Source organism: Ruegeria sp. E1, from assembly GCF_056534225.1.
Map to the genome: position 1 here is coordinate 130,762 of NZ_JBQFPE010000010.1, position 16,770 is coordinate 147,531.

The 16,770-nt window shown below is 56.7% G+C and carries 9 protein-coding genes; 6 read left to right on the forward strand and 3 right to left on the reverse strand.

What is annotated here, in order from left to right; genetic code table 11:
• Positions 1-21: 21 nt before the first annotated feature.
• Positions 22-1,380 carry a sensor histidine kinase gene (locus ACR0FG_RS14125; protein ID WP_480893628.1) on the reverse strand — a complete coding sequence of 453 codons (1,359 nt, stop codon included), beginning with the start codon at positions 1,378-1,380 and terminating at the stop codon, positions 22-24.
• Between the two features lie 298 nt (positions 1,381-1,678).
• Between ACR0FG_RS14125 and ACR0FG_RS14130 the strand changes: the two genes are divergently transcribed.
• The 6 genes from ACR0FG_RS14130 to ACR0FG_RS14155 all read left to right on the forward strand — a co-directional run bounded on the left by ACR0FG_RS14130 (position 1,679) and on the right by ACR0FG_RS14155 (position 12,605).
• Positions 1,679-3,457 (forward strand): type I secretion system permease/ATPase, encoded by a 1,779-nt coding sequence (locus ACR0FG_RS14130; RefSeq protein WP_480893629.1) that lies wholly within the window; start codon positions 1,679-1,681, stop codon positions 3,455-3,457.
• Between the two features lie 39 nt (positions 3,458-3,496).
• The gene (locus ACR0FG_RS14135) at positions 3,497-4,828 is read left to right on the forward strand and encodes an HlyD family type I secretion periplasmic adaptor subunit (RefSeq protein WP_480893630.1); all 1,332 of its coding nucleotides are present in this window, start codon (positions 3,497-3,499) and stop codon (positions 4,826-4,828) included.
• Positions 4,829-5,163: 335 nt separating this feature from the next.
• On the forward strand, positions 5,164-5,781 hold the full coding sequence (locus ACR0FG_RS14140) for a hypothetical protein (protein WP_480893631.1): 618 nt from the start codon (positions 5,164-5,166) through the stop codon (positions 5,779-5,781).
• Positions 5,782-6,090: 309 nt separating this feature from the next.
• A complete protein-coding gene (locus ACR0FG_RS14145) occupies positions 6,091-8,982 on the forward strand; it encodes a calcium-binding protein (protein ID WP_480893632.1) in 2,892 nt (963 codons plus the stop codon).
• Positions 8,983-9,334: 352 nt separating this feature from the next.
• A complete protein-coding gene (locus tag ACR0FG_RS14150; RefSeq protein WP_480893633.1) occupies positions 9,335-11,935 on the forward strand; it encodes a hypothetical protein in 2,601 nt (866 codons plus the stop codon).
• A gap of 301 nt (positions 11,936-12,236) precedes the next feature.
• Positions 12,237-12,605 (forward strand): response regulator, encoded by a 369-nt coding sequence (locus ACR0FG_RS14155; protein WP_480893634.1) that lies wholly within the window; start codon positions 12,237-12,239, stop codon positions 12,603-12,605.
• A gap of 11 nt (positions 12,606-12,616) precedes the next feature.
• Here the strand turns inward: ACR0FG_RS14155 and ACR0FG_RS14160 are convergent, their stop codons facing one another.
• Together ACR0FG_RS14160 and ACR0FG_RS14165 are read right to left on the reverse strand one after the other, a co-directional pair.
• Positions 12,617-14,230 carry an adenylate/guanylate cyclase domain-containing protein gene (locus ACR0FG_RS14160; protein ID WP_480893635.1) on the reverse strand — a complete coding sequence of 538 codons (1,614 nt, stop codon included), beginning with the start codon at positions 14,228-14,230 and terminating at the stop codon, positions 12,617-12,619.
• 3 nt (positions 14,231-14,233) lie between these two features.
• Positions 14,234-16,717 carry a response regulator gene (locus ACR0FG_RS14165; protein ID WP_480893636.1) on the reverse strand — a complete coding sequence of 828 codons (2,484 nt, stop codon included), beginning with the start codon at positions 16,715-16,717 and terminating at the stop codon, positions 14,234-14,236.
• Positions 16,718-16,770 lie beyond the last annotated feature (53 nt).

The following is a 16,770-nucleotide window of genomic DNA, read 5'->3' on the forward strand; positions in this document are numbered from 1 at the left end:
TCAGATAAATCGCAAAACGCTTTAGGCCCCCGTATCGAGCGGCAGAAATACGGTGGCGCGCAAACCTCCGCCCTGACGATTTTCAAGGCTGACGGTGCCGCCCTGATCAAGAACAATCGCCCGCACAATGGCAAGGCCGAGACCGGTACCGGGCTTGGTGGCCCCGAGCCTTTGAAAGGGCTCGAAGGCGGTCTCAAGCTGCTCGGCAGGGATGCCCGGCCCTTCATCGTCGATGTGAATGGCGGCCATATGGTCTGATCTGCCCAAGATCACATTTGTCCGTCCACCAAACTTGACCGCGTTCTCCAGAAGATTCCGAAGCACGCGGGTCAACGCATTGTGACGACCCTTGACCACGGCAGGCTGTTCGATGGTGCAAGTCACATCACGACCAGCCTCAACCTGTTCCTCGACCAACGCTTCGATCAGCGAAGGCAAATCCAGCCGCGCAAGCTCTCCGTCGTGATGGGTTTCACGGTTGAGGTTGGTGACGGAATTCACGATCCCGCTAATGGTCTCCAGCCGCGCAAGCAGTTGTTCTTTGGCGTCCGAGGCGTCGAGTTTATCGATGGCATCCTGCATCCGGGCAATCGGCCCGTTCAGATCATGGCCCAGACTGCGCAGCAAAGTGGTCTTGTATTCCAGCGCCAGAACGATCCTGGCCTCCATACGATTGAACGCAACGATCGTTTGGCGGATATCAATCGCCCCCGTCTCAACTAGCGGTCCAACCTCCTCACCCCGTCCAATCAGTTCGGCATTGACGGCCATGGCGCTCAGGGGGCGCATCACTTTCTGGATCAGAAACGCAAGCGCGCACAGCAGGATCAGGGCAACCAGACTGTCAATCGAGCCGACAACGACCAACGGCGCGATACTTTTGGTTTTCAGCAGCATATAGCAGTTCAGCCATTCCGGATCATCCTTGAGCCGGACCGAGAAAACGCTGATCAAAAATGCATCAACACTTTCAGCCTCCAGCGGCGCGCCCGAATGGCTTTTGAACAGTTGCAATAGCGCACTTTGATCGTGTCTGGCGTCAACGACCACGTCCGCTACGGACAGGTCTTCAACGGCAATCCCCCGGTGCTCCAACCGCGCCGTCAGCCAGTCCGCCAGGTTCGGGCGGTGGCGGCCCCCTGTCAGTGAAGCCGCCGCATCCTGCGTGCCGATCCTGACGCTCCATTCTGCGGGAAAGAAGCCAAGCGCGGCCTCTTCGCGACTGTCTGGCGGCACACTGGCCAGGGTTGAAACGACCTGAGCCAGAAAGGCATCGCCACGGTTTCGGATCTCTTCAGCGCGAGAATTGCGGATCTGAACTACGTCCGTGACGACCGAAAATACGCCAACAATCGTCCAGCTGACCAGCACTATACTCATAACCTGAGTTCGAAGTGTCAGATCATCCCAACGCATCGCGATTATGCTCCGTGTCCCATCCCGTTACCTTAAACGCTAGTTCAATTGTGGCCGCTTTCCCAAGCGGAAATTGCGCCTGCAATGTCGCCACTGATGCGACGGAGTTTCGCCTCTCGGCGCTGCGCCGCCCGGCACACGATTCCACCGACGTAACGAACCATCGGCCGAATTGGTCAATTGAATCAAAGTGTGACAGAGCCTTGGGGCATCGCTGGCGGGCCTCCAAGTATCACCCACAGAGTTTTATCAGGAGCCAGTTATGACGACGCATTCATCCGTTCATCCACACCTCGCCGAAGCCCGGCGCGCACTGCGGGGTAATTTGATTGCCATCGGTGTCTTCAGCGGTGTCGTGAACCTTTTGATGCTGACAGGACCAATTTTCATGCTTCAGATCTATGATCGCGTCATGTCCAGCCAGAGCGTGAATACGCTTATCGCGCTTAGCGCACTTGTTGCCGGTCTCTACCTCTTTATGGCGCTGATTGACGGTGCGCGGACTCGTGTGCTTGTTGCCATGGGGCACCGGTTTGAACAAAAGCTCACGCGAACGGCGTTTGATTGCACGTTGTCGGAACCATCGCGCAACCGACCGATTGGCAACCCCGCAGCGGCAATTCAGGATGTCGAGAAAATCCGCGGTTTCCTGTCGGGACAAGGGGCCGGAGCCCTTTTCGATCTGCCGTGGATACCGGTCTATCTGGGGCTGGTTTTTGCCATGCATATGTGGCTGGGCATGGTGGGCGTTGTGGGTGCACTGGCGCTGATCGCCATTGCCATCGTGACTGACATCAAAGTGCGCGCTGCGGCCTGTGTTCAATCCAAACACGCGGGCAAACGCACCCGTCTGGCCGAAGCAAGCCGTCGCAACGCCGAGATGATCCGCGCCATGGGTATGCAGTCCAATCTGGGCAGGACCTGGCAGGATGTAAACGACCTGCATCTTGGTGCCAGCGCAAAGGCGGCGACCACGGTTGGTGTCTCGGGCAGCTTCACCAAGGTGTTCCGTCTGGCGTTGCAATCTGCGGTTCTCGCAGTCGCGGCCTATCTTGCCATTCACGGGCACATCTCGGCAGGCTCAATTGTTGCGGCCTCGGTCATCATGTCCCGTGGCTTGCAACCCATTGAGACCCTCGTTGGCAGCTGGCGCAGTCTGGTGGCGGCCCGGCAGGCCTGGGCTCAGCTGAAACAAACCCTGTCCGACGATGAAACGGATCACCGTATCTCCATGCCCAAGGCCAGCAAGTCGCTGACCGTCGACGGGCTGATCGCCGCGCCGCCCATGGCAACCACCGCCGTTCTCAAAGGTGTCGGTTTCGACATCAACGCGGGCGAAGCGCTGGCCGTGATCGGCTCGACCGGCAGTGGTAAATCGACACTCGCGCGCACTCTGGCCGGCGCGTGGTCGGCGGCCAAGGGCAGCATCAGCCTCGATGGTGTTCCCATAGATCAATACTTGCCGCAAGAACTGGGCCCCCAGATCGGGTTCCTGCCGCAGGATGTCGAACTTTTCGACGGCACCATTGCCCAGAACATCGCTCGCTTCGACCCCGAGGCGCACGACGAGATGGTGATTGCCGCCGCCAAGGCTGCCGGTGTCCATGAACTGATCGCCAGTTTCAAGGACGGGTATGCCACCGATGTCGGTGAACGCGGCGCGGCGCTGTCCGGCGGTCAGCGTCAGCGCATCGCCCTTGCCCGTGCGCTCTACGGCGATCCGTTTCTGGTGGTTCTGGACGAGCCGAACTCGAACCTGGATGCCGTTGGCGAGGCGGCGCTGAACCATGCTATTCTTGCCGCCAAGGCGCGCGGAGCGATTGTGATTGTCATCGCCCATCGCGCGAGTGTGCTGGGCTCGGTCGACAAGATCCTGATCATGGAAGACGGTCGCGCCGCAGATTTCGGCCCCCGCGCAGATGTGATGGAGCGGTTGCGCCAACGCAATCAGGCCGCCGCTGCAACGTCGACCAATCCAAGGCCCGTCGAACAAACCCAGCAAATCAATACCGCAGAGGCCGCGCCTGCCGCCGCAGGCTGATCACGGCCTGTACTACAAATCGAATGATTGGAGGAAGTCATGCTTACTCAAGAGAATTCCAACAAACCGACCGAAGGCTTTACCGACCGGTCAGCCCGATCCATCGGCTTTGGTCTGGCCGCTATCGCGGCGCTTACCATTGGCTTTGGTGGCTGGGCCATGAATGCCCGCATGTCCGGGGCAGTGGTGACAGCCGGTAACGTGGTGGTCTCGTCCGACCTGAGAACCGTGCAACACCCTGACGGAGGCATCGTCGGTGATATTCACGTCAAAAACGGCGACCGGGTTCAGGCCGGCGATGTGGTGTTGAAGCTTGATGATCAGCTTTTGTCGGGCAGTCAGGTCCTGATCGATGACAGGTTGGTGGCGCTTGAGGCGCAACTGGCCCGTCTGACAGCCGAGCGCGACGGATTGGATGATCTAATATTGTCCGATGAACTTGCGTCACGCCAAGACGAAGGCAAGGTCAAGCGTGCCCTCGCGACGCAACGAGCGGTGAAGGAGGCGCGTCATTTGTCGCAGGTTGGCGAGGTAGCCGCGCTTAAAGAGCAGATTCAACAAGCCAAGCAGGAAATCTCGGGTCTTGAAGCGCAGCACGCGGCATCCGAAGAAGAGATCGCTTTGATCGACAGCGAGTTGGAGGCTCTGACGCAACTTTATGAAAAAGGGCTGGTGCCTGCTTCCCGGGTGACAACTCTGCAGCGTCAAAGAAGCAATCTTGTCGGCAACAGCGGCGGTCTGACCGCGCGCATCGCTGTTGTCAGGGGCCGTATCAGCGAAACCCGGATCCACATTCTGCAACTCGAAAAAACCTTCCGCGAGAAGGTGATGCATGAAATCTCGGCGCTTGAGGTCGAACTGGACGACTTGAAAGAACGCCGAAGCGCTGCGGCGCTGCAACTGGCCCGGGTCGATCTTAGGGCCCCGGTGGATGGCATCGTACATGAACTGGGAGTTCATACCGTGGGCGGGGTGGCGTCTCCGGGAGAGACACTGATGCAGATTGTCCCCGAAGACGAAGGGCTGGTGATGACCGCAAGCGTCATGCCGCAGGATATCAACAACGTTGCCGTGGGTCAGACCGCCAGTGTGATCATCGGAGCATTTGATCAACATGTGGTCCCACGGCTGAACGGGCGCGTCGAGTTTGTATCGGCGGACCTCAGTACCGATCAGATGACGGGTCTGCCCTTTTATGAAGCGCGGATTGCACTGGACGCAGAAGCCATCGGGCTTTTGGCAGATCGACAGCTGACCCTGCTGCCCGGTATGCCAGCCGAAATCTACATCGAAACCCAAGAGCGGACCTTGTTCCAGTACCTGCTCGATCCGCTCAGCAAACAGATCCGGACCACCTTTCGCGAGGTCTGATCAATCCCGAAGCATCCACAATTCCAAGGTCGGAACAAATGAAAACAGCGCCGGAAATGGCGCTGTTTTTTTTGATGTCCTGACGCTGGTGACCGGCTTTTGCGGCACATGGCGCAAAGCCGCGTCAAGGCACAGATGCCACAAGGTCCACACCGACCTGACTCATTGGTGGTTCTTTTGTTCAGCGAAAGGTTTTTTGTCATACTTTGTAACAGTTTAACTCCGATTTCCGCGTTGTAACATCGGACCCGGATCACCACCTTGTTGTTATGCCCGAGGAGGAAGTTTCGAACATTTTTTGGGTACCAATATCGTGAGTAACAAGGAGAAATATCATGAAACATGTAACCGCCACGAACCATGAGACAGCCAACGACGATGTCATCGCTGTCCCCCCAATTCAGCCTTTTCCCAAGTGCGGCACCGAGGTGCCCGAGGATGGCGAAGATCTGGTGGCTGTAAATCCACTGCCGTTTGATCCGCTGGTCATCGATCCCGCCAAGAACACGGGCGACGACGTTACGGCTGTCTCGCCGATCATGCCTGACCCAAGGTGCGGTACCGAGGTTCCGCAGGATGGCGAAGACCTGGTCGCAGTCGCCCCGCTGCCCTTTGGTGCGGTTCCTGCCGGTGAAGGCGAAGACCTGACCGCCGTTGCCCCGATCATGCCCGACCCGAGATGCGGCACCGAGGTTCCGCAGGATGGCGAAGACCTGGTCGCAGTTGCCCCCCTGCCCTTTGGTGCGGTTCCCGCCAGCGAAGGCGATGACGTTATCGCCGTGCCCCCAATCCTGCCGCTGCCCAAATGCGGTACCGAGGTGCCGGAGGATGAGTTTGACCTGACGGATATGGCTCCGCCGCCGCTGTGCGAGATCGTTCCGACCGCTAACGGCGAAGACATCTGCGGAACCCCTGTTCCGACCGACAGCTTCTTTGTCGATCTGGTCGCCTGAGTGGGGCGAAACCACAGCGATCATCCATCGCTGCACACACAAAATCCGGGCGTCTTTGGTCCTTCTGGAACAGTCGCCCGGACGACCAGAACGAAGAACAAATTGCACCGGCTCGGGCCTGAAACGGCCCCAGCCGGATTGCCGGTTTCCAAAGATCGTATTTTTATATTTTTGTCATACTTTATAACAACTTAACTCAAATTCTCCTGTTGCGATCACAGGCCTGAAAAACCACATCTTTCCCATGATCTGTGATGCGTATGGGCCCGAAACCCGGGCACCGGCCATCGAAGAAATAGGAGGAAAGACATGAAACATGTTAGCAAAACCAAAATCCAACCCGACGCTACGGGCATGGTCAACATAACCATCGGCCTCGGAGAGACCGAGAGCGATCCGACCGTGATCCCACCGGTCAGCCTGTTGCAGGAAGACAGCAGCGAACCGCAATATTATCTGGCTGAGGTCGCCTCGGCAGAGGAGGACCTGGCCAGTAACATGCCCGACATTCCGATCTGGACCGGCGGCGGATCGCCCGGGGATGGCCACACCGGCTGGTGGGCCAGATACGGTACCCATCTGCTTGACACCACCGGCACCTATGTCGGCCGCGATGTCAAAGCCCGCGGCGAGTACAAAATGGCCGATGGCGAGGTGGGCTTTGAAAATTTGATGCACCGCATCTCAAGCGGGCCAAGCAAGGGCACCTATATCTACACCCGCATCGAAGGCAATGACGGCGATAACGTCATCCACGGCTGGAACCCCGAAAACTGGGACAACTATGATGGTGGTACCTCGATCAAGAACTACTATGCCAACTATCACCACCGCGACAATATCTCGGGCGGGGACGGTGATGACATCATCATCGCCTATCGCGGCAATGATCAGCTGTTCGGTGATGGCGGAAATGACGTGATCTATGGCGGCGATGGCCACGACTACATCGATGGCGGCGAAGGCAACGATCAGTTGTTCGGCGAATCCGGCAATGACAAAATCATTGGCGGCGGCGGCAAGAACATCCTTGTTGGCGGCTCGGGCGATGACGTCCTGATTGCCGGTGATCAGGGTGACAAGCTGTATGGCGGTACGGGCAGCGACTTGCTTATCGGCGGCGACGGGAATGATGTACTGTTCACCGGCTATATCGACGAAACCTCTGCTGACACGCTCTATGGCGGTGCCGGCGCAGACACCTTTGTTATCGGCGCAGTGCCTGAGCCAACCTCTCATGTTCCCCATGATGGTGGTTCGTCGAATGGACTTGGTGAAAGCTGGCTTGAGGATGCTGGAAGCCTGGCGCTCGCGAAAATGGTGCCCGGTGCCAAGCTGATGATGATGCTTGGCAAAGGCATTGTCGAAGGCTTGGTCAATATGTTCAAAACCAATGAACAGGTCGTTACCACTGAGGACCCGCCGAAGCTGTCTCTGGTCACGATCACAGACTTCAATCCGCTGGAAGACAAGATAACGGTACCGGTCAGTGCAGACGGACCCGTTGTGATCGACATTCAGGAGTCGATTGTTCATGGGGCAGCATTTGATTTGGTCACACTTAATCCGGGCGGTAGTCCAACTGTTATTGCGACCTTCTATTGGGATGAAGCGTCCAACATCATGGAAGGCACAGATTTCATCTCACGCGATAATACACTCGCATTCATCGACCGCCTCAAGGAAACCGCGCTGATCACCGGTCCAGATGGTGTGCAGTACGGGTTGGGTCAACAATTCGACCTTGGGCTGAGCAGTTCGGATATGGCAGAGCTTGGAACGTCCAAGTTTGTGACCTTCGGCGCTTATGGCGGCATTACGATGACGGGTAACGATAAGGGCAACCTTCAGATGGGTACCAATCATGGCGATTTCCTTCAGTCCTATGTTTCGGAACGCGATATCGCCGGTGGTGACGCGCCGGAAATCCGCAGCGATGGCAATGACAAGCTTCGCGGCTTTGGCGGAGACGATGTCATGGCTGGCGGTGGCGGCTTTAACAAGCTCTATGGCGGCGAAGGCAACGACACAGCCTGGTATGGAGACAGCCTGAGCGGAATCTATGTGGATATGAACAATACCGACAGCGACACCGGCGGTGAATACTTCTGGGCCTGGCATGGCAACAGCGCCAATGCGTTCGACATCAACGATGATATCCGCGACAAGGACGGATATGACTTTCTGTGGAGCGTCGAGAATATCTTCGGAAGCGCTCATAATGATGTCATTATAGGTGACGATCAGAACAACGTGTTTACCTCTGGGGGTGGCGACGATGTGCTGACTGGGAACGGAGGAGCCGACACCTTCATCCTGACCGGTGGCGAGAACACGATCACCGATTTCGACGCCAGCGAAGGCGACCGGATCGAGATCGACCTCGACGCCTATGGGATGACCGGCTGGTTTGATCTGCATCACCGCATCGAAAACGGCCAGATCGTGCTGTTCAACAAGCACACCGATGAAATCATCGCGCGCTATGACGATGACGGCAACGGCTTTGATCCGGCCTATATCGACCTGCGCAGCCTGATCGGCAATGACGATGACGGCTATCAGGTTGTCTATGAACCGCCCTATGGCGCAAACACGCTGGAGTGGTTTGAGAAATACGGCAACCGGATTGATGCCGAAGTGGGAGATGAGGTCACCACCGTAGATGGCACCGACAGCTGGGACTATATGGTCGGCGATACCGGCAGCGGTGGAGTGACCCTGAATGGCGGCGGCGGTGACGACTACATCGTTGGTGGCGCGCACAATCAGTTCGCCACGTTGAATGGCGGCGATGGCAATGACACCATCCTGATCCGCAAAGGCGCGATGATCACCAATGTGGATGGCGGCGCGGGCGATGACGTCATCATCCTCAACGCGGACCAGTCGAACGAGGCCGGATTTGCCAACATGTTCGGCAGCGAAGGCAGCGATACCTTTGTCATCACCGGTCCGGGTAGCCAGTATGGCGGTCAGGTGATCCGGGACTTCGAGGCTGCCGACTCGATTGTCATCGATCTGGACGGGTTCGGGATTTCGTCGCTGGACCAGCTTCATGTCGAATGGCGCTCCAATACGCACTGGGTCACGGCAAATGGCCAAAAGGTCATCAGCGTTCAGGGTGTCGATGAGCATTTCGACGTCATGCAGCACATCAGCGAATTGACCACGCAACAGTCGCAGGACTGGGGGCTGTGATGATCGCCTGACACACCAAAAGCCTCAGCCGGTGGGGATCGGCTGAGGCGCTTTGACGAAATCGGTCTGGCCGCGCTGCAAAGTTAATAATTGCTCCATTTCAAACTTGGCGAAGACCCGCCCAGTGGCACCGGTCTCTTGCTCACTCTTGGCGTAACCCGCTGACCTGTGGCGCTTTTCTGCGCATCAAAGGCGTCGATCTTGGCCCGCATCCGCGCAAACCGATTCGTTAATGAACTCTTAACCTGACCTGAAGAACCGAATTGTTAGGCACGTTGGGTCCGAGTTTCTCGGGCCGAGCACGTCGCAATACCTGAACCGAAACCAAGACAAGATGGGAGTCTGTTTCAAAATGAGCAATGGAAGTTATCAAGAGTTTCGCGACGCGTTACGCGCGTTTGAATCCGGATGGGACCGGGACCGCTATGACACAGGGGTCATTCAGGACTGGCAGCTGAACCAATGGGCCGGAGGGACGGTTACGGATTTCTATCCGGATTACTCCAGCTGGTCTGACCTCAGCAGCGAAGAATGGGATGCGATGTCCTATCGCTCGATGAATTCGCTGGGTTTTGTCGGCTATCAGTTCGGCGAGGCGCTGTTGATCGATCTGGGATATTACACCGATGATGTCTACTATGGGAACGGCGCGGCGTCGAACACCTGGGACGGCACATGGACCGGCAAGAACGGGGTCACCTCGCTGGCCGAGTTCACAACCGCCCAGGCACAGGAACGCGCCATTCAAGAAGCGTTTGGCTATAACCTTCAGGTTATCGAAACCGGGTTGGGTTATCAGGGCGAAAGCCTTTCCGATTATCTGGGCACAACCCGAACCTACACCGATAACGGCCAGCAGGTTGAGGTCACGCTGACCCTGACCGGCATCATGGCCGCCGCGCATTTGCGGGGCGCATGGGGCACCCTGTCCCTGCTACAGGGCGGCAATGTGTCTGCGGATGAATACGGCACCTCGATCCTGCGCTATATCTCGCAATTCGGCGGCTATGACGCGCCCAGTGTCGAAGACGCCATCAAGGTCTATACCGATGGCGTTCTGCCCACCGAGACTGACAGCGGCACAGGCACAGGCACAGGCGAGACATCGCCCCCCGTGACCCCGCCGCCCACACCCCCGGCACCGGCCGAGCCGACCGGCAACGGAACGGCCGATACCACCCAGAATACGGCAGATGTGGTGATCAACTGGGCCTGGGAGACCAACGCCACGATCCGCAATTTCGACCCCGCGACCGGAACGATCTTTGTCGCCTGGATTGGTGCCGACGCGCTTGAGGTGACCGAGGTTGACGGATCGGTGGTATTCTCGATCCCCTCCAATAACCAGACTACAACCCTTGATGGTGTAACGCTTGCCGATCTGAGTCCGGCAAACTTCACCATTCAGGACAACACCGCAGCATTCGAAATCCTTGGCCTGATCGGTCCAAACGACGCAGGGCAGGGCGGCGGTGGCCATGGTGGCGGTCAGGGCGGCGGCCATACCCACCAGCACATGCATGTTACCCTCAGTCTTGCCAGCGACGCCGGGATTGTCGAAGGTTTCATGCCCGCCATGGGCGATGTCATCGAAATCGGCCCTGACATCACCGCCGGAACCTTTACGATCTTCGAAGAAAGCGGCGATGCGCTGGGGCAGACCGTCCGGATTGAACTGACCGACGGCAATGTCACCAAGCAGATCGTCTTTACCGGCTTTGGCCTGTCCGATCTGTCGGTCGGCAACTTTTCGATCGCCGATCAGGCGGTGCTGAACGAAGTGTCCGCCGCTTTGGGCCAGATCATCATCACACCGGGCGCGGGCGAAGGGTACGACCTCAGCTATGACACTGACAGCTCAAACCCGCCTGCGGTGACCGGGAATACCGATGCAGGCGGCGTAAGATACCGCGCCGACAGCAATGCCGACGACATAACCGGCTTTCGCCCCGGCGTGGATGCGCTGGATTTCGGCGGCACCTCGGTACACGGCATGATCGTCACCAAATCCCCCGCCGGTGAGATCGTCATCGACAGCCCCTGGTCCGACGCGGCGCAGATCGTGCAGGGCGTGGGTTTTCAGGACGTCACGGTTGGCGACTTTGGCATCGTTGGGAACGAACATTTCCGTCAGGACATGGGCGGCGTCATCAGTTGGGAACAAGGCATCGGCCCGCGTAATGCGGATACGGTCTATGTGCGCAGCCACGAATACGGCGTGCACGAAGTCATCGACGGCTTTGACCCCTCAACCATGAAGCTCAGCTTTCTCTACTTCGGCACGCGTGAGCGGTTGAGCGTCGAGGACAGCGCCGAGGGCCTTGTCATCTCGTCCCTGCCAACGGGACAGAGCTTCACTCTGACGGGCATTGCCAAGGCCGACCTTGTCCCGGGGCTGGTCGAGTTTCATTTCGACCAAGTGATGGAGGATAACCTTGAGGTGCCTTTTGGCTTTGACCAAAACGACGTAACGCTGGTCGACCGCACAATGCTGCTGACGCCCGAGGCCCCGGCAGGGGCGACGACGGATGGGCATCAGACCAGACCCGGTGACATGACCGGAACATCGCCGGGCGACGGCGATGGCACGGATGGCGGTTCGACCGGTCAGCAGGATGATCAGTCTGCCGGAGCGGAGAATTTTGGTACAGGCGTCAACGTGGCTCAGCTTACGTGGAACTGGGGCGTGAAAACCGAAATCTCCGGCTTTGATGCTAGCGAGGATATCATCAACTTCAATGCCTTGGGCGAAGCAGATGTATCCGTAACGGAAAGCGACGGTGACCTGATTTTCGAAGTCATCGGAAACGGAGGTCATACTCTGACGCTTCGCGATGTGCAGGCCGAGGATCTATCCCTTAGTAACCTCACAGCGGATGACTGGAACGCGATTTCCGAAGCCGAAAGCGCCCTTGTAGACCACCTTGAAGCACTTGGAATGTCCATCGTCTGAGATCAGGTCCTGAAAGCACCCGACCACTCGATTGGTCGGGTGCAACGCTGCAACCAGACAGTGTCGGTTTCAGCAAACACGGTGAGCGCCATGAGAAAAACGTTCGATCCGGGTTTCAAAAAAGTGAACCCTTGACGACTCTTGGCAACAAAATACTCATTGCGTGAAATTGAATTGATGAAAGAATGCCCCAATCGAAACGGATTGCGCAGTCTCGCAAGATTGCCGACGTTTTGAATGTGGATCTTGAATGGATCCGTCTTGTGGACAGTCAAAAGGCGTGGATACGCAGGGGGGGATTTTGACTAAAGTTCTGTTGGTAGAAGACAACGAAATGAACCGGGATATGCTGTCGCGCCGGTTGGAACGCAAAGGATTTCAGGTTGTCGTCGCGAAGGATGGGCTTGAAGGCGTATCCATGGCCGGTGAAGCCGGACCCGACATCATCTTGATGGATATGAGCCTGCCCGAGATTGATGGATGGGAGGCGACGCGACGTATCAAGGCAGCGCCCGAGACCACCTCGATCCCGGTCGTCGCCCTGACAGCTCATGCGATGGCCAGCGACAGGGAAAAGGCGCTCGACGCAGGCTGCGATGATTTCGATACCAAACCCGTCGAACTTGGCCGTTTGCTTGAGAAAATGGAAAGGCTGCTGTCGGCGCCCTGACCAAAATCCATCTACTCGGGTTCAGATTTACGCCCTGTCACATAAAAGGTTCTGGTCTGACCTTTGCCCTTTATCCTGACGTTCATGGGATCAGACAGTTCAAAGCGATGCCTGACCCGCTTTGCGGTGTCGTCCGAGACCTGAATTCGGCCCGGTGCGCCCGTTGTTTCAAGACGGCTGGCGACATTCACCGTATTACCCCAGACATCATAGAGAAATCGGTGCGATCCGATTATTCCTGCAACCACGGGTCCAGTGTGGACGCCAATTCTGATGTGTATGGAATACCCCATCTCGTGGTTCAGCGCCTCGACCCGTGACAGCATCCGATGCGCCATTTCAACAATCACTTCGGCGTGGTCGTTCCGGGGATCGGGCACTCCGGCGGCGACCATATAGGCGTCTCCGATTGTCTTGATCTTTTCCACGCCAAGTTCTGACGTGATCTGATCAAAGCCGGAAAAAACCCGATTAAGATAGCGCACAACATGCGCAGCGGGCAGCTTCGCCGACATCTCGGTAAAGCCGACAAGGTCGGAAAACAGAACCGTGACATCGTCGTGACGATCGGCAATCGTCGCCTCTCCGTCGTTCAACCGGGTCACGATCTTTTGCGGCAGAATGCTGTGCAACAAGCCTTTGTATTTCTGCTTCTCCGCCTCCATCTGCGAAAGATAGAGCCGTTCTCGCTCTCGCCACTGCCTTTTCTCAAGCGCGGCGTTGATCCGTGCCTGCAACAATATCGGATTGAACGGTTTGGAAAGGTAATCCTCTGCGCCAACCTCGATACAGCGCGCGACGCTCTCGATCTCATCAAGGGCCGAAATCATGATGACCGGAATATCGCGCAGATCATCAGTGTCTTTCAATCGCACCAAGACATCATAACCGTTGATATCAGGCATCATGAGATCAAGCAGAACCAGATCGAACGGATGCTGGGTAATCATGTTCAGAGCCGAATGACCCCCGTCCGCGGTTCTGACTCGATGACCGTCCCGCTCCAATCGACGGGCCAGCAGGCCGCGATTGGCTTCGACATCGTCAACGACCAGAATGGTTCCCGTTAGCGCAACATTATCAGCCAACGCATCAATCGAGCGCATACTTTGCGCAAGGTTCGCGAACATCGCAGCAGCACCCTGTCCCGCGTCGGGTAATTGAAACGCATCGCCGGTTGGATTGTCAGACAATGATGCAAGCGTATCGATTTGTTTCAACAGGGCATCCGTATGCCCCAACAGACCCAACAAATCCGCCTCAAGATGTTGGGCTTTCAGATCGCCCAGATCCTCAAGCAGCATTTCGCCATAACCCTTGATGGCATTCATCGGCGTGCGCAAGTCGTGACGAAGCCGCTTTGTGCCTTCGTCACCGCTGACGGTCAGTTTCACAGCCATATCGGGGTGCAAAAGCTCATCGACAAACGCACTCAACTCGGTCGCCGCCCGTGATATGCGTTTCAGGTCGGCCGCCGCCTCATTCAGCTGCGAGCGCCCGGCCTCGGTTTCAAGCAAGTCGCAAAGCCCCACTATGGCACTGACCGGTGAGAGCAGGTTTTGGCGCAGATTTGCTAGCCACATTGCCTGAGCCTGCCGGGCTTCGATAGCAGGTAGGTCGCTCACGATCTATGTCCCCCCGGACCGCGAGGTTGACAGGATTTCGTTCAACTGGCCCAGAATGGTTTCGATTTCATCCCCATCTTTGCGGATTAATGTCTGGACCGAGCCATTCAGCCGCGCGCGATCCTCGTCGGACAGAGTTTTGGCGGTCACGATGATGACGGGTATGTCTTTCCAGTCCGGGTTTTTCCTCATCCCCGCCAGGAACTCAAACCCGTCCATCTCTGGCATCATGAGATCCAGCAAAATCACATCCGGTACGGATTCAGACAGCCTCTGAAGCGCATCCAGCCCATTGACCGCCTCATCCATCTGCCAGCCTTCTTTACCCAGAACACGGCAAATCAATTCGCGCGTCGCGGCTTCGTCCTCGACGACCAGAACGCGCGGGGTCGACACGGCGGGGCAATGCTCTTTAAGGGCCTTCAGCAGCTCGGCGGTATCAATTGGCTTGCCCAGATATTCACTGGCCCCCAGCGACAATCCCCTTTTTCGATCCTCTGCAAAAGTTAGCATGATGACAGGGATCTCAGCCAATTCGGGATCATCCTTGAGCTTGGACAAAACCGCCCAGCCGTCGATTTGGGGCATGAAAACATCCAGCGTAATGGCATCAGGCCGGGCTGTGCGGGCCAGTTCCAACGCCTCTTCACCTTTGACCGAGCTCAGAACCCGATACCCCTCGCGTCGTAGTCGCCGGCCCAGCAGATCGTGGACGGTCGGGTCGTCATCCACCAAAAGAACCAGCGGCGCATTTTGATCGCTGCTATGATCATTTTCGGAATCACTGGTGCGCGGGGGCATATCATGCGATGGATCGCGACAGACCCGCGGAAGACGAATGGTGAAAGTCGATCCTTCGCCCAGAGTGCTGGCGCAACTAATATCGCCACCCAACTGTTCGCAAAAAACCTTGGTGATCGACAACCCCAATCCGGTCCCCCCATAGTTGCGGGTGGTCGAGGAATCTGCCTGGGTGAAGGCTTCGAATACCCTGCCCGCCTGTTCCGGTGACATGCCGATACCGCGATCGGTGACCGCAAACTCCAGCTGATCCGCGTCATCCGACTGAACAACCGATAGAGTTATCTTTTCATTTTCAGTGAACTTGCACGCGTTGGACAACAGATTCAGCAGCGCCTGCCGCACTTTGGTCAGATCACAGTGCATCTCACCGATATTCTCAGCGCAAAGGATTTCCAGCGTGTTTTGGTTTTTTTCAGCCAATGGATGGACCGTCGCACTGACATCCTTGATCATCTGGAAAACGTCGAAAGTTTCCAAATCGAATTCCATCTTTCCGGCTTCGATCTTGGAAAGATCCAAGATGTCATTGATCAGCGCCAGCAGATGTTTCCCGGCCGATTGAATCTTTTTCAGGTCGCTCAGGTTTGCTCCGTCATTTTGATCGATGGCTTCTTCCAACATCAATTCGCTGTATCCGATGATCGCATTCAAAGGCGTGCGAAGCTCGTGGCTCATATTGGCCAGGAAAGTGCTTTTGGTCTTGTTGGCCGTCTCGGCGATATCGCGGGCCACGCGCAGCTCGCTCTCAACGCGCTTTTGTCGTGTAATGTCCCGGCCATAGATGTTTGCGTAGCCTCCTTCCGGAACCGGCCACAGCAAAAGAGAATAGATCTGGCCACCAGCCTTATACTGGAAATCTGCTCGCTGATCTTCCTGCAAACCCTTGGCGACACGCTTACGCCAACCCGTTCCCACTCGGTCACCAACCTTTAGCTGTAGCGCTTCGATCAACTGTGCGCTTGCCTTGTTGGCGTAAATCAGCTCGCCTTGATCGGTGATCCGCAGCACCGGGTTCGGGTTCTCTTCCGGAATGCGCGCCAGTTCACGCATCTGGCTTTCAGCTTTAAGCCGTTCGTTCAATGCTTTCGTGTTCGCAAGCGTCAACTTGATACCGTTGATCGCACTTCTTCTGGTCAAAAACGTGAGCTGAGTAATGACCAGGACCGTGCCCAGCATCGTTATGGTATTAAAATACCACTCAAGCGGCCCCCATAGAAGCATGGACAGCCAAGTCAGAAAAAGAACCGGGCTTGAAAAGCCCCAAGACACCCTGAGAGAAAATGTTGTAGAGCCGCCAAACGCGCCGATAAATGCGAACAGGTACAATACCATCTGCTCGTGCGGTGCCAAATGTGGCATCATGAAAAAGTTGAAGCTGCCCCATCCTGTTCCCAGGATCAATGAGGTGATGAGGATAACTTTCAAACGCCGCTTTGAGATTGATTTGGGTCTTGGCTTGTTACGCAACGCATAATAGCTTCTCATCCCCATCACATTCATGATCAGCAACATGACCAAAGATGCGATCGCAGCAGGCGTCAAATTCGAGGGACCGAACTGCAATATCATCACAGCAAAGGCCATCAAAAAAGACAGTGCAAATACAGGCGTCGTCGATGATACGTCCAGTGCTTCGTGAATGCGTAGCTCGCGTTCGTAATCCTGTTCTTGTGAGTCCTGCACGCGCTTCTCCCCAAAAGCCGTTCGATGTCAGATCAGCAAATCAGGTGCGCCCT

What these genes read in the sequence shown, in the direction of transcription:
- ACR0FG_RS14125 (WP_480893628.1), bottom strand. Translation starts at nt 1,380, where the DNA reads ATGAGTATAGTGCTGGTCAGCTGGACGATTGTTGGCGTATTTTCGGTC.
- ACR0FG_RS14130 (WP_480893629.1), top strand. Translation starts at nt 1,679, where the DNA reads ATGACGACGCATTCATCCGTTCATCCACACCTCGCCGAAGCCCGGCGC.
- ACR0FG_RS14135 (WP_480893630.1), top strand. Translation starts at nt 3,497, where the DNA reads ATGCTTACTCAAGAGAATTCCAACAAACCGACCGAAGGCTTTACCGAC.
- ACR0FG_RS14140 (WP_480893631.1), top strand. Translation starts at nt 5,164, where the DNA reads ATGAAACATGTAACCGCCACGAACCATGAGACAGCCAACGACGATGTC.
- ACR0FG_RS14145 (WP_480893632.1), top strand. Translation starts at nt 6,091, where the DNA reads ATGAAACATGTTAGCAAAACCAAAATCCAACCCGACGCTACGGGCATG.
- ACR0FG_RS14150 (WP_480893633.1), top strand. Translation starts at nt 9,335, where the DNA reads ATGAGCAATGGAAGTTATCAAGAGTTTCGCGACGCGTTACGCGCGTTT.